Source organism: Cryobacterium sp. TMB1-7, assembly GCF_004402435.1.
Classification (GTDB): Bacteria; Actinomycetota; Actinomycetes; order Actinomycetales; family Microbacteriaceae; genus Cryobacterium; species Cryobacterium zongtaii.
Genome location: NZ_SOFZ01000008.1, coordinates 1 through 13,483, shown reverse-complemented (window position 1 = coordinate 13,483; position 13,483 = coordinate 1). Strand labels below are relative to the sequence as shown.

The window sequence follows — 13,483 nt, the reverse complement described above, 5'->3', positions numbered from 1 at the left end:
CGTTAGAATCCGGTCTTCGGGCTTGCCGGATGTACAGGTCAGGTCTAGCTAACCACTACGTTCACGGATGCTGCCGAAGACCACGGATGCAACTGCACTGACACGGTCCCGCCCCAAGAAGCGGTACGAGAAATGGTCACCTGCCAGTCGATTAACGGTCGTGTTCTGCTAGTCACTTTCGATGACGGCGCAGCACTCAGAGCCAGCGAAGGGGCCTTCACTTCAGGCGGTTCAGAGGACCAACGCTCTGTCACCTACGGGAATCGTTGGCTGGTTGTTGGATCGAACGAGTCCGATGTCACGGATCTTGCCGAGACGCTGGAATAAGGCCGTGACCAAGGAGTAAGTAGTAGGCGATGCCCCTCCCCGGCGGGGCATTCTCCGTCATGCCTGTCCGATAGGGGATCGTTCCGCGGCCACTGCCCCGTGCCTTACGCTGTGGGCCGGCGTGCGCTATTTCAACCCCGATGTTCTGCCGGTGGCAGGCTGAGCGCAGGACGAGCGGGCGCGGTTCTAACAGGACCGTCATGCCTTCCTGGTGATACTTCGCGCTTTCCTTGACCTCTCTTCGGGTGCCGTCCGAGACTAGGGTCGGGCCTTACAACCGAGTGGGGCAGAAAGCAGACACACCGTGACCGATGAGGCCCAAGAACAGTTCAAAAACTCTCCCAGTTGGGATAACCCTCAGGTGCATCAAGCGACCGGCGTTATCGTGGCGCAAACCAGCGCCTCCCCCAACGAGGCGCTAGGCCTCCTGATCGGGTATGCGGAATCGACGGATGCCTCTGTAGATCAAGTAGCGGCCGATATCCTCGCCTACAAGATCACGTTCACTTAAGCCCTCAACCGCCGATCTGCGGCCACCACAGGTAGGTGCTCTCTGCTTTCACCCCAGCGAGGAAGCCTCCGGGCAACTAAGGGCGCTATGCTCTCTCGAGCTCATCGGCCGCTGCCCGAAAAGCCTGAGCGAGGTTTCTGTGCTCGCCTTCCCCGGAAAGCTGAATCGTAAATTCTCTAGCCGAGTCGAACTCTCGGATCTCCTCACCCAACCAAATATTTCCTCCTCCCACGTCGAAACGCACCGAAGAACTCCCTGAGTTCCCATTCAGTGCGGAATTCCGGGTCACAACCACATCCAACTCCGCAAACCCAGGAAAACTGAACTGTGTTGTTCGGGGATAGTCATTACTCATGGAGAAAGCATGGCATCTTCAAACCATGCTCATAGGGCGGACCGCCTAACGGCCGCTCCGCCATGCCCCCGCGTGAGCAACGCCTGCACAGACCTACAGGTCGCCCTATCCGCCCGACAGACAATAGCCGTGCACAATCGTGACGAACGTCAGTCAGCGTTGCGGCTCATCGTCGCTCTCGCCGTCCTCGTCGTGTCGGGGTGGCTCATAATCGTCAGTGGTGCCTTGGGGTACTTCCTTGACGCCGGCTAGCCTCATCCACGAAGGCTCAGAGGAGTGACTGAAACGCCCGATAGGGGATGGGGCACCGGCCACGTTGACAGTGACGGGCGTGGCAGTATCAGGGCATGAGTGACGTGCCCCTTGCCCTTCCCGTTCTCTCCGGTGAGCGTGTCCGACTTCGCGAATGGCGCAAGTCCGACGTCGCTATCGTTCAAGAGGCGTCCCATGATCCCCTCATCCCGGTACTGACTACCGTCCCGGATACGGCAGGTGAACCCGAAGCGTTGGCTTTCATCGAGCGTCAGCACGACCGGCTTCGCGCGCGGGCCGGCTATGTCTTCGCAATCGCGGACCAAGACGACCGCGCGGTTGGGCACATCGGCCTCTTTTTCCGTGCTGGCGCGGGCGCACGTGCCAGCGTAGGTTATTGGATCGGGCCCTCCCAGCGTCGCCTGGGATACGCTGCGGATGCCCTCGCCACCCTGACGGCATGGGCGATTCAACTCGATGAATTCGATCGGGTGGAGCTGTACGTCGAGCCATGGAATGAAGGTTCCTGGCGAGCAGCGGAGCGTGCCGGATACGCACGTGAGGGTCTTCTGCGTGCATGGGAACGAGTAAATGGCCACCCTCGGGACATGTACATATACGCAAGGCTCACTGACCACGCCCGCAGTGCCGCTGATCTGTCGTCTCGATAGCCGATCAACTGGCGGACACTCCCGCAGCCCTCGCCCCGTTACGGACGTTCGCCTGGCGCTGCGCCACGGCGTCCGCCGCACGCACTTTGCGCGATTTGAACTCGCACTCGGACTCCCACGGGCGCTACCTTCTGACCACCGCCGACTTCTCAGTGACGTCTACAAGATCACTCGCGTTCCGTACCTGCTTGTCGCCTGCTCAGATCATCCCGGTCGTGTCGGTTCGCGTCTGTCGGCCTCCTCGTAGTGCTGGCGGCAGGTGGCGTGATTCCAGCACGTTTGAAGGCAGCAAGATATGGTGCGGTTGAGTCCCGGGCTCGGGAACGTAGAGCGTCCACGGTGCGCTGCAGTTCCACTTTCTTGTCGGTAGCTGGCTCGCTGACAGGCTGAATGATCGTGGTAAACATCAATCGCAGCCCTGTGAGATCCTGTTTCTCCATCGCGTCACGGGAGGCCCGATCATTGACCGCGCCCGTCACGTTGCGCCAGTCCATTTCGTAGCCGGCTTCCCGCGCCACCTGGGTCCACATAATGCGTTGGGTGCGCCCGTTGCCCTCGCGGAACGGGTGGAGGTAGTTCACTTGGTCATAGTGGTGGGCGAGTTTGTCGACGAATTTCTCTCGATCCAAGCCGCGCAAATAGTTATCGTCGGCGAGTTCTTGGAATGCGAACATGGCCCCCGTCTGCAGGCGGGATACCGGCATGAAGAATTCCGCGGTTGCGTCGCTGCCCTTCCGTATGTCGACCGTGCGCAGCTGGCCGGCCCAGTCGTAGACGTCCTGGAACAAGCGCTGATGAATCAACTGCAGGTGCCGCAGATCCGCCGTTACTTTCACCGGGCGCTCTACAAGCTCAACCGTGCGCGCAAGTCCGTAATCGGCCTCTGCCGCGTTGAGTACCGATTGAGAGGTAGCGCCGATGCGGTTTCGCAGCAGCCCTGTCGCGGGGTCTATATAAGGATCGGCGAAATCAGCCAACGTTGTGGCGAGTGCCGATACGAGCGATCAGCTCGTCAACATCGATCGACCCGCGCGCGTAATCGTCGGCATCTGCTCGAGTAGCTGCGGTGACCGTCAGCCCCTCCATGGCGGCACTGTGCACGGCATCCTCAACTGCGCGCTCACGTAGAGCATGTGCAACTGTTCTGCCGGTAGTCGACGTGCTCACGAGTACCTCCCTGGTAGCGCGTCAAGTCTACCAAATATGGCCGAGACCCGCTGATTTACTGGTAACCATCACCCTGATCGTCGTCTCGTACCTGTCACAGATCGTCGCCGCGATGACCGACGCCGGACTGACGGGACCTGCGGCGGATAGCGACTCGCCCATCGAAAGGAAGCCGACACCGGACGAATCGGATTCTCGCGCTCAATAGGGGACGTTGACGCACGCCAGCGTCGTAGGTGTGTGTGATGCTCGGCACAACTTGCATCGCCTCCATGGAAGGACTTGGCATGACAGCTCCGAACCTCTTTTTGATCTACGTCTCTGACGTGGAACGCGCAACGGTGTTCTACTCCGAACTTTTTAACATCGAGCCAGTGACGGTGACACCCCGATATGTCCCGTTTCAGGTAGCACCGGGCGTGTTGTTTGCGCTGTGGAGCGGTCGTGGCGAGACCGTGACGAGGCAGACACCGCGCAGTTCGGAATTGGGGCTGATGGTCTCGGTCGACGTTGACGACGTATTTGCGGAATGGAGCGCGAAGGGGGTGACAGTCATCGAGGAGCCCCACGACGACGTCTTCGGGCGGACTTTCGTGGTCACAGACCCGGACGGGAATCTGATACGCGTTTCCCCCGTTGACTGACCGGCTTAAAGGTCCGTTTGGGGATGCCGGTCGGTGGATTGCTGGCGCGTTGATACACGCGCGTAGCCGATCAGTTACGTCACGATGCTCCTGGGTGTCTCATAACTAACAGTTAGTGTCGCAATTTAAGCAGGAGGTTACGCGACGTAGTTATGAGACTCGCCGAGCCCCATAATTCCGCCAGTGTTGATGGGGCCTAAATGACGCTCGTGAGACGTCTCATATCCCTAGGGTTACGAGACAGTAAGACGACGAGCTCGTGCGCATGGCGCCCCGTCATCGGGCTTAATGTCGGGACAGTCAAACGAGTACCGTCACAATTTGGGAGTGTCGGAAGCGCCAGCCTCCGCGCGAGTACCCGTTGGAGGTCCGGCCCACGTGACTTTGAAGTCGTCTCAATGCGATCCTAGAAAATGATCCCCACGTGTGCGGCGATCCATCTGGCGCAGAGCCTGTCAGTGGCTCCGCCTACAGTGATGACATGAAGCTTCTCCTACTTTCCCGATTTCTCGGCGCTGTTCCAGATTTCCTCAGCACATTGAAATCAGACTCTCTCTCGGACATCCGTATCGCTTATATCAATGACGCAGCCAAGCCGCTCGGTGATGCTCCATTTGTTGAGCGGGAACGTCTTCAGCTTCAAAGTTTGGGATACACGCTCGTCCCGCTGACGATCGGAGACGGTACCGCTGCTGATTTTTCTGCCGCACTTGATACCGTCGATGCGGTCTATGTAGCCGGTGGTATGGCTGATTGTCTGATGGCCATTCTGCGCAGCACAGGCACTGACGAAGTCCTGATCGAGCGGGTCCGCGCAGGGCTGCCTTACATCGGAGCCAGCGCCGGCGCTATAATTACAGGGAAAAGCATTGATACAGCGATTGCACTCGACGGCCACACGGACGGAACGTCCTTGGATGATCTCAGCGGTCTCGGACTCGTGGATGCGGTGATTCTGCCTCATGCTGATGGTCAGCTGCCGCCGTACCCGCCGGAGGTAATCGCTGAGGTGGCTCGTCGGCTGGACGGAATGCTCGGACTGACGATGCTGCCGGATGACGCCGCCCTGCTTGTAGAAAACAAGGATGTGCGTATGGTTGCCTCTCCCGCCACTGCGTAGTCCTTTGTCCTATACAGCACCGTTTTCCTGCTGCTCACAGGGATGCTGGAGGGACAATGACCTTAATCAGCCCTGCCACAGTGAGCGTTCCCGTTGTAGGGCGAGAGTGCCCGGCAACGGGAACGGTAAAGAGCGGTTGTTCAGCGTCCGGTTCCGAGCTGTCGCTGGACAGTCCGATACACAGTCAAGCGAGCGACGTTGAACAGCTCGGCAATCTCTGCTGTCGAGTGAGTACCGGCGTTGTGCACCTCCACGAGAAGTTTCTGTTGAGTGTTCGACAGCTTCGGTTGTTTCCCACGGAGTCGCCCTTACGCTTTCGCGACTTGCATGCCTTCGCGCGTTCGGGCACGAATCAGATCGGATTCGAACTCGGCAACCATGGCGAGCACGTTAAACAGGAGTCGTCCGACAGGATCATTGGGGTCGTGGACGGATTTGCTGTGCAGTCTTCCGCTCACACCGCAAGCCTCCCACAGCGACGCACACGCCGGCACCGAGCCGAGCCGGACAGCCGCGGAGCCCTGTGGATCAAAACCACGCCCCGCCCAGCTGACGAGGAAAAAAGTGGATGGCCGTTGCATTGGCCGCGGCTGGGCGTCTCGAAACCCAAGCGTCTCGTATCCCATGGGACACGAGACGCAGGAAGTCGCCTGTTGACGTGACTAGAGCCACGTGACTTGTCGCGCATCTGGACCTGTCTCGCATCCGTAGGGTTACGAGACATTTCACGCCTCGTTTATTGCGCCTCGCGCATCGTCGTCTTAGGTACTCGGTTGCGCGAGTTTCCGTACTCGACTGCAGCCGCTCATCCCGTTCCTCCCGCCCTCTTCCACTCATGGCTAATTAGCAACTGCAACGCTCACTCCGTCCTTGTCACGGAAGGCAGATGTTCGACGGCGGAACGATAGCATGAGCCATCTATTCGATCGGGGGAGCACGATGCAAGACGGCTTCATGACTGACCCCACGCTGTTGGGTTCTCTAGACGGTCAGCAGTATCTCGTACTCCGACCCGCTAGCCACGTCGCCACGTTCTACGCGGCAGAGCAAGCGACGATGCGCAAATCACTTCCGAGTTCGATCACTCACCCGAATACGGGACACGTCACGCTGCGGGGGTTCTATGAGCCAAGCAGGGTGCACGAACTCAAGAGCACCCTGGAGGCATGGGCGAAGCGACAGGAACCGATTGAGGTGCGCGTCGATCGAGTCGACGGCTTCCCTACTCCGTTTCAGGTGCTCATCGCCCGGCTGCAACGGTCTGATTCCCTCATCGATGCCTACTCGAGCCTCACAACCAGGCTGGACGACGCCGACTTCTGCCGCATTGGCGAGCTCCCGCTCGAAGAATGGGTGTTCCACCTCTCACTCATCTACTGCAACAGCCTCAGCGAGGCCGATTGGAGGAAGACACACACCGAGAACCAGCGAAAGGTGGAGGATCACCCACACGAGATACTGACCCAAGCGGAGTTCGTCTGGTACGAGAATGGCGTCGAGCGCGCGGAGGTTCTGCCGTTCGGCGGCCCCGCCCCGCAAACATTCTGAGGAGGGGCCGCCGCACCCTCATCCTTCGAGCAAGGGTCATCGGGCCCTCGTCAAAAACAACGTCTCACGTTGGCTACTTCCCGTCTCAAGTTCCAAGCCGTGCCCGCCCGTCCAACGCGGCCGGGAAGTCTCAGCCGACGCAATCGACAGTTCCGCCTCTTGGGCCACACCTTCAAAGCACCACTGCTACCCGTACGACAAGCCGTTCTCGCTCTGGCTCACGGGGAGGACTGAGCGGCGAGCTTGATGTCCGTCTCCCCGTGAGGAGACCCGGGCACGGCCAGATCTAACCCCACCGCGCACCGTCAGGTGTGTGAGGCGTCTCGCAATCAAGCTGCCTCGTATCCCACGGGATACGAGACACACCAGATCGCTCCTGTGCACGCCATGAGCAGCAGGTGACTTGTCTCGTATCCAGACCAGTCTCGCATCCGTAGGGTTTCGAGACGGATTTTGATGGTTGCGACCGTACGCCTCGACGCTCACAGCTTTTGGCTGTCTCGCGATCGGTCAGCTCACGTCCTACCGTCTAAGCGCCGGTCGCGGCGCGCCATCATCCAGACGCCGTAGAACCCGGCAAAGACCAGGAGTGCGAACAGGGAGCTCATTCCCACAGATGCCCAAAAAGGGTAGAGCGCGCTTGCGAATGGGTTGTCCTCGGTCTCGCAGAAGATCTGTGTGGGGAAGGTTGACCGGTTGATGTGTGTGAGGTGACCGGCTGTGAGCCCAATGCACTGCGAGTAGACATCTTCAGAACTCGGAAATGTCAAGATGTACGGCCAGAGGGCAACTGCGACAAAACCCCCTCCGGTAAGCGCTGCGCCCACCCGTACAGCGTCGGGTCCATCGAGGACACGCCTGCGCCTCTTGATTTCGTGGTCAGTCACTCGTGCATCCTAGTCGCGGCCTTCACGATCGGAGCGTGGGTGAGACGTCGCATATCCCTAGGGATACGAGACACTGCACGGTGTGAATGGCGCCGGCTTGCATGTGCCACCCGGTGTATAGGATCAAGGCCACAATGAATCTTTCGTCCGTATCCCGCAAGCGTTTAGCCCAGAGGAGCGTAGATGCCCGAACACCCGGGAAACGACCAAGACGCAGCCAAGCTTTCATCCTTGGAGAAGGCCCAACGCATAGTTCAATCGTTAACAGGCGCTCTCTCCATAGTGCTCCTGTATACGATGACGTTTCCGATTCCTATGGCCGTCAACTGTGTCGTCCTCGTAGGTCTGGTCTGGGCGAGCCTTGTCCTAGATCGTCGCATTAGGGTACGTGGAGGCAAGGGCGGCAATTACGTCTGATCGGTGTGGTTGGTCTCGCAATCAAGGTGCCTCATATCCCATCGGTTGCGAGACGTAGGTGCGGCCGCATATGCCGCCGACGACGGAACAAGGGAGTGCCCAGCCGTGCGTGGCGAGAACCCAGATCGTGAGCAACTAGGCGTTCGTCTATCAGGCGGGCGCGTCCTTTCATCTCGGGCGACCGTTCAGAGACACTGTGACGAGCTGTCCCCGAGACCGAGGATACGAAAATGGTCCTACGTGTGTTTCGACACGGCGGCCCTGCTCGTTCAGGTCTCGCTGCACCGAGAATGATGCCTCGCTTACCTAGTGGTTCGAGGAGTCCTTCGTTTGGTATTCGATCTCGCGCAGGATCGCCCCTTCGTACTCTCCCGAGCGAACATGAAAGTGACTTCGGGGATGAAAGGGGCGAGCACCCAGCCAACGAACTCCTGCGTGACTGTCCGCCTCAAGAATTGCCGTCTCGGCGGAGCCAATCTCTTGGACGTCTCAATTTCCCACCCAACACCCTTTCACACGACGGTGGAAGGTGACATCGTCAGAGCTACGGACCAAATGTGTCCGCAGCTTGAGTTCCCGCAAACCGCACAAAAGGCGACTGGGACCCGACCGGGTTGAAGGTCGTCGGTGGACCACCTGTCACCCCGCAGTGCCTTAAGGAACGCCACACGATGCTCGACTGAAAGGTCCATCTGAAGGGGCGCGCACATCATGTCGAGCGTGTCAGGTGGCGCTGCGCCGTCATCTAAGTTCAGCGACACCAGGAGCCGATCAAGTAGCACACCGTTTATGGCGATTTGACTCGCCGGCACGGTGGTTGCCCTCCTCCGCGACAAGGCCTCCACTGTTGTGTGGACAAAGCTCAAGGAGTCCTCGCCAGTCATACCGTACACACTATGCCCCCTCCGAATGAGCCCGGGGACGGCCACCACACACCACACACCCCAGAGCGCAGGTTCCGGATCCTCAACCGGAGTAGCAGCCTGACAGACGGACGTCATGGAAGGGTCGGGTGTCTCCTAACCCAACTGCCTCACAAGCCATGGGATACGAGACGTCGGGAGATCGCCTTTTCAGGCGACGCGCGGCGGGGGACGTGTCTCGTATCCGGACATGCCTCGCATCCTTAGGGTTTCAAGACAGCAGGCGTCGAGGAGTGTCCGAGAGTTGCGACGGTTCGCGGACGGTCCGTTGATGGATTCAAACCATGCAACTGACTTCATTGCCGCCGAATCAGCGAAAGGAGCTGTGCATGCAGGGCTTGCAGACTAGCGGGTCGGCTGACGAACGCCCAGTAGCTCTTGACAAAGAGGCTGTTCGCGCAAAGGATCAGCGGCAGAATACCCGTTCATTTTTTCACTCCGAGTATGTTTTCGAAACTACCTCCTAGTAAGGGATTTTGATGAATAAGAAAGCAGCACTTTTGTTTGTGCCAGCGTTGGCTTTGGGCGTGGCCGTATTGACGAGTGGCCCCGCCGTTGCGGCCACAGGCGACGCGTCCTACCAGGGAACGCTCGATTCGATTAACGGAAGTAATGGCAGCGGTACGATTTCCATCCAGGTTTCCGGTGACCAAGCAACGGTTACCGAGACCGTCAGCGGACTGGCCGAGACCTTCGACGGTAAGCCGTATCCGCACGTGCAGCACATCCACATCGGAGCGCAGGGGGTATGCCCTACCACGGCAGCTGACACCGACGGAGATGGTGTGATCAGCACGACCGAAGGTCAACCGTCCTACGGAGAGATTGGTACGACGTTGTCCACCAGCGGTGACACGAGTCCGGCGGCCGGAACTGATCTGACGGTTGCCGGGATGGGTGCAAGCTTCACTTACAACCGCACCTTCACGTTGGATGCTGCCACCGCGGCTTCACTAGAGGCAGGCACGGCAGTCGTGGTGGTCCACGGTCTCGACCCGGCCACGTTGTCTCAAGCAGCACAGGACGCGCCAAGCGATTTGGTTCCGAGTCTGCCCCTGGCGGCTACGTCACCGGCTTTGTGCGGCGCCCTGAGTGCGTCGCAATCGAATATGCCTAATGGTGGCGTGGAAACCGGCGGTGGCAGCACTTCAAGCGGTGCTGACATTGGCCTTCTCGCCCTCGGTGCCGGGTTCCTGACCGCGGCAGGTGGCGCGCTTGTGGTTCGTCGACGTCTCGCCGCACGCGGCTGAGATCGGTTCGATCCCCGGTGACTATTCCGGCTGAAAAGCGTCGTCGCGGTAGCCGTCTGGCTACCGCGGCGGCGGTTCTGTGCGTCGCCGTCGGCTGCACGGCGACCGGTTTCGCCCTATGGGGCAACCCCCCTCCTCCACGACCACCAGCCTCGGCTGCCGTGGCGCCCCCCGCTCAGAAGCCCGTCTCCGTTACGCCCTCACCGGAGCCCATCCCCGTGCCACCGGCTCCGCAGGTTGACCCGGTTGTTGGCCCGATCATGACCGCCTCCGAGCCCACCCAGATCAACATCCCCGCAATTGACGTGGACTCTGTCCTGATGCAATTGGGACTGAATCCGGACGGCACGGTGCAGACGCCGTCGTTGGACGAAGCTTCTCCTGCCGGCTGGTACACCGGTTCGCCCACCCCCGGCACGATCGGACCCTCGATCATCTTGGGTCACGTCGACTCCAGAGTGCAGGGGCGCGCGGTGTTCTACCGACTCGGCGATATGCGTCCCGGCGATGAGATTTTGGTTACACGAGCCGATGCAACAGTGGCTGTATTCGTGGTCGATGGAGTGGAAGAATATCCGAAGGATAGCTTTCCGCAGTTCGCCGTTTACGGCAACACCGACCACGCGGGACTACGGCTGATCACCTGCGGTGGCGAGTTCAACGAAACCACTCGTACGTACCCAGACAACGTAGTTGTCTACGCCAGCTTGGTGTCCGACCATGCGGCGTAGCAGAACGAAGACGCGTATCGATAGAAGCGACTGGCTGCTGCTTGCGATCGTGGTGGCCTCCACAGCTTTGCTAGCTGGCTGCGCCGCTACCTCCTCCGGTGCCGAGAACGCAATGGCACCCGGAATGTCAATGCCAGGCACCTCGGCCTCCCCGATTCCGCAGTCGAGCTCGGCAGGCAGCGCGGCGGCAGCGCCGTCCGCAGCATCACAGATGATTTGTGGCACCGAAACACGCGACAACATCACACGTGCGCTGGCCCTCGCCGAACCGCCACACTCCGTCGACAGCTGGATCAATCGTCAATACACCTGCATTTACCATCTGACTGATGGAGAATTCGTGATCTCGGTGCAGGAATCCTCGGACGCAGCGTCTGCCCGTAGCTACTTCGACACGATGCAAGGAAACCTTGCCTCAGTCCAACCCATTGAAGGACTCGCGAATCTCGGATTCCCCGCGTACGAAACCGCAGACGGCGTGGTCGTCTTCCTCAAAGACAACATGACATTACAAGTTGACGCCAGAAAGCTGACGGATATGATCGGGCCGCATGGCATAACCCGCACCGCATTCTCCTATGAAATAGCTACTACCATCCTCGCCTGCTGGACCGAACACTAATCCGGCCGCGTTGCATCAGCCCCGCGCGATGTGGCCGCGGCCAATGGCACCACTACGGTGTCCAGCGCACGCAGCGGGTTCGCCCCGTTCGACTTTCATCCTCGTCGTCCATAGGGATGTGACTCTTAACCCTTGTGCCTCATATCCCATGGGTTGCGCGACGCCGAATACACCTCGTTTAGGGGATGGCGACGTCGATACTCGAGTTACGCAGTCGAGTCGTTAGTCGATATGAAGGCTACGGGCCTCACGCATCGGCAAGTTCAGCATCCGTCTAATGGTGACAGCCAATTGGGGCACATCCACGGCGCTCGTGGTGTCCACCTGCAGTGTCGGAAAATCTGAAATCGGATGCGCCACCCTCACCATGCGTTCCCATTCATCAAGCCGAGCCATGTCGGTGTGAACTCTGTGCCGGGTGCGTTCTATATATCGAGATCGTGCAAGCTCCCGAGGCACCTCGCACCACAGTTCGATTCCCTGCTCAACCTGAGACGCTCGCAAGCCACGCTTGAAAAACTCTTCATCCCTACCGGTCGCCCAGAATGATTCGACAAGTGTTGGGCCATCGATCATCCCGACCATTGACCACATTGCATCCGCAGCTAGGGCCCCAATTCGTTGTGTAGGCATGTCTACTGTGACGAGGTCTGCAAGTGCCTCTTTTATTGCGTCCCTGGAAATGACCGAGAAACCTAGTTCCGGGCCCAGGGCCTTCGCAAGTGTCGATTTGCCGGCCCCCGGAATACCGTTCACAAACACCGCGACTTGGCCCATACGACCAGACTATCGACGCTAATCGCTGTCCAAGCCGTCACGCGATGTCTCATAATCCCGCTGCACCGTATCCCATGCGTTACGAGACGGCGGCTCTCATCACTAATCGAACGAAGCAATCCAAGAACGCATCGTGAGAGCTCTCGGCGTGTTTGCTTGATCCCAGATTCCGAGGCCATCATCCGGATGAAATAATCCGATTATGGATTCCACACTGGCGGACGTGCCGGCTCGGCTCAGGCCAACACTTCGAACGCTGCTGACAAGTAGTGCCGATGACGAACGCATCCGATCAGTCTGGCTAGAAGGCTCGCTTGCACGGGGAATAGCAGATGACTGGAGCGATCTAGATCTCCACCTGGCAGTGCTGGACCCGGAGAGCTTCGCCGCCACTGGCTGGCTGGAGTCCCAAATGCACCTGGTGCTCTCGGACGCTATCCCGGGTGTGACGGGAGCCTTCATCTGCCTCACTTCCGACTGGATTCATATCGACCTGAATGTTCACTCCTCGCAAAGTGAATTCCCGCTCGGTGCAACGCGCCGCGTTCTCCTTGACCGCGACAACCAGGTCCAGAGCGCGGAACTCGCACCGAGCAGCCCCGGTCAGCCGTTCTTTCCCGCACAGGACGTCCAGATCTTCCTGTATTTCCTCGGCCAGTCTGTCGCGTCGGTTTGGCGGGGCGATCTCATCGCCCAATCGCAGGCCACCTCGATGCTCCGCGACCGCCTCCTAATCAACTTGCTGCTCGCCGAGAACGGGATTAGAAGCGACATGATCAGTAAGCGAATTGGCGGCCATCTGAGCGTCGAACAAATGCACTGCCTGACGTCCATTCCGGCCTTTGGGCTCAGCGAGCTCAGCCTCAGAAATGCGCAACAGTGCATTGCAAGCGCATATCTAGGCAGGGCCCGCAAGCTGTCCGAGACGTGCGAAGCACCATGGCCGACAGAGCTTGAACAAGCCACCAAAGAGCTTTTGAATCGCGAACTACAAATGACTTGGTGACCCCAGGTCCCCGCCTCTGACGAAACTCAAACAGTGTTCGGACGCGATTGGGTATCTTCTCGCGGGCAACCCGGCGCCTCGGCGCCCAGCTCGGTTACGTCCCAGTAAGTGGTGTGGTTTCCGGCTCTTGTGCGTTGCTTCGTCAACGTAAAGAGCCACCGTGGGATGGTCAGTGCGTACCGATCAAAGAACTCACAAAGGACACCACACGATGGCTCTAGACCAGTCTGCCCTGCTCGACCTGCTGGGAGAACTCAAACTCACCGACGTCACCG

At 59.4% G+C, this 13,483-nt stretch carries 13 protein-coding genes and 1 pseudogene; 9 read left to right on the top strand and 5 right to left on the bottom strand.

What is annotated here, in order from left to right:
• Positions 1-631: 631 nt before the first annotated feature.
• Both E3O60_RS02625 and E3O60_RS02620 read left to right on the top strand, forming a co-directional pair.
• Positions 632-838 carry an ANTAR domain-containing protein gene (locus E3O60_RS02625; protein WP_088458183.1) on the top strand — a complete coding sequence of 69 codons (207 nt, stop codon included), beginning with the start codon at positions 632-634 and terminating at the stop codon, positions 836-838.
• 702 nt (positions 839-1,540) lie between these two features.
• The gene (locus tag E3O60_RS02620; RefSeq protein ID WP_088458184.1) at positions 1,541-2,116 is read left to right on the top strand and encodes a GNAT family N-acetyltransferase; all 576 of its coding nucleotides are present in this window, start codon (positions 1,541-1,543) and stop codon (positions 2,114-2,116) included.
• 167 nt (positions 2,117-2,283) lie between these two features.
• On the opposite strand, the gene E3O60_RS02615 is transcribed toward E3O60_RS02620, so the two are convergent.
• Both E3O60_RS02615 and E3O60_RS18960 read right to left on the bottom strand, forming a co-directional pair.
• Positions 2,284-3,093, bottom strand: a complete 810-nt coding sequence (locus E3O60_RS02615; protein WP_088458185.1) for a Fic family protein — start codon at positions 3,091-3,093, stop codon at positions 2,284-2,286.
• Entirely contained in the window at positions 3,086-3,283 is a 198-nt protein-coding gene (locus E3O60_RS18960; RefSeq protein ID WP_134480608.1) for an antitoxin VbhA family protein, read from the bottom strand. The genes E3O60_RS02615 and E3O60_RS18960 overlap by 8 nt, the downstream gene beginning before the upstream one ends.
• A gap of 287 nt (positions 3,284-3,570) precedes the next feature.
• Between E3O60_RS18960 and E3O60_RS02605 the strand changes: the two genes are divergently transcribed.
• Positions 3,571-3,927: a VOC family protein gene (locus tag E3O60_RS02605; protein ID WP_088458186.1), complete on the top strand. Its 357-nt coding sequence runs from the start codon at positions 3,571-3,573 to the stop codon at positions 3,925-3,927.
• A gap of 481 nt (positions 3,928-4,408) precedes the next feature.
• The gene (locus E3O60_RS02600) at positions 4,409-5,047 is read left to right on the top strand and encodes a Type 1 glutamine amidotransferase-like domain-containing protein (RefSeq protein WP_088458300.1); all 639 of its coding nucleotides are present in this window, start codon (positions 4,409-4,411) and stop codon (positions 5,045-5,047) included.
• A gap of 140 nt (positions 5,048-5,187) precedes the next feature.
• Here E3O60_RS02600 and E3O60_RS18805 read toward each other — a convergent pair.
• Positions 5,188-5,481 (bottom strand): annotated as a pseudogene (locus E3O60_RS18805) (recombinase family protein); the annotation flags it as partial.
• Between the two features lie 520 nt (positions 5,482-6,001).
• On the opposite strand from E3O60_RS18805, the gene E3O60_RS02590 reads away from it, so the two are divergent.
• Positions 6,002-6,595 carry a 2'-5' RNA ligase family protein gene (locus E3O60_RS02590; protein ID WP_240632528.1) on the top strand — a complete coding sequence of 198 codons (594 nt, stop codon included), beginning with the start codon at positions 6,002-6,004 and terminating at the stop codon, positions 6,593-6,595.
• Between the two features lie 515 nt (positions 6,596-7,110).
• On the opposite strand, the gene E3O60_RS02585 is transcribed toward E3O60_RS02590, so the two are convergent.
• The gene (locus tag E3O60_RS02585; RefSeq protein ID WP_088458187.1) at positions 7,111-7,482 is read right to left on the bottom strand and encodes a hypothetical protein; all 372 of its coding nucleotides are present in this window, start codon (positions 7,480-7,482) and stop codon (positions 7,111-7,113) included.
• A gap of 1,819 nt (positions 7,483-9,301) precedes the next feature.
• On the opposite strand from E3O60_RS02585, the gene E3O60_RS02580 reads away from it, so the two are divergent.
• The 3 genes from E3O60_RS02580 (at position 9,302) to E3O60_RS02570 (ending at position 11,425) form a co-directional block, all read left to right on the top strand.
• The gene (locus E3O60_RS02580) at positions 9,302-10,072 is read left to right on the top strand and encodes a hypothetical protein (RefSeq protein WP_088458189.1); all 771 of its coding nucleotides are present in this window, start codon (positions 9,302-9,304) and stop codon (positions 10,070-10,072) included.
• A gap of 260 nt (positions 10,073-10,332) precedes the next feature.
• The gene (locus tag E3O60_RS02575) at positions 10,333-10,803 is read left to right on the top strand and encodes a class F sortase (RefSeq protein ID WP_198415057.1); all 471 of its coding nucleotides are present in this window, start codon (positions 10,333-10,335) and stop codon (positions 10,801-10,803) included.
• Entirely contained in the window at positions 10,793-11,425 is a 633-nt protein-coding gene (locus tag E3O60_RS02570; protein ID WP_134497088.1) for a hypothetical protein, read from the top strand. Before E3O60_RS02575 ends, E3O60_RS02570 begins: the two co-directional genes overlap by 11 nt.
• A 222-nt stretch (positions 11,426-11,647) precedes the next feature.
• On the opposite strand, the gene E3O60_RS02565 is transcribed toward E3O60_RS02570, so the two are convergent.
• On the bottom strand, positions 11,648-12,202 hold the full coding sequence (locus E3O60_RS02565; protein WP_088458192.1) for an AAA family ATPase: 555 nt from the start codon (positions 12,200-12,202) through the stop codon (positions 11,648-11,650).
• Positions 12,203-12,404: 202 nt separating this feature from the next.
• Between E3O60_RS02565 and E3O60_RS02560 the strand changes: the two genes are divergently transcribed.
• Positions 12,405-13,208 (top strand): aminoglycoside 6-adenylyltransferase, encoded by an 804-nt coding sequence (locus E3O60_RS02560; RefSeq protein WP_088458193.1) that lies wholly within the window; start codon positions 12,405-12,407, stop codon positions 13,206-13,208.
• The last annotated feature ends 275 nt before the right edge of the window (positions 13,209-13,483 follow it).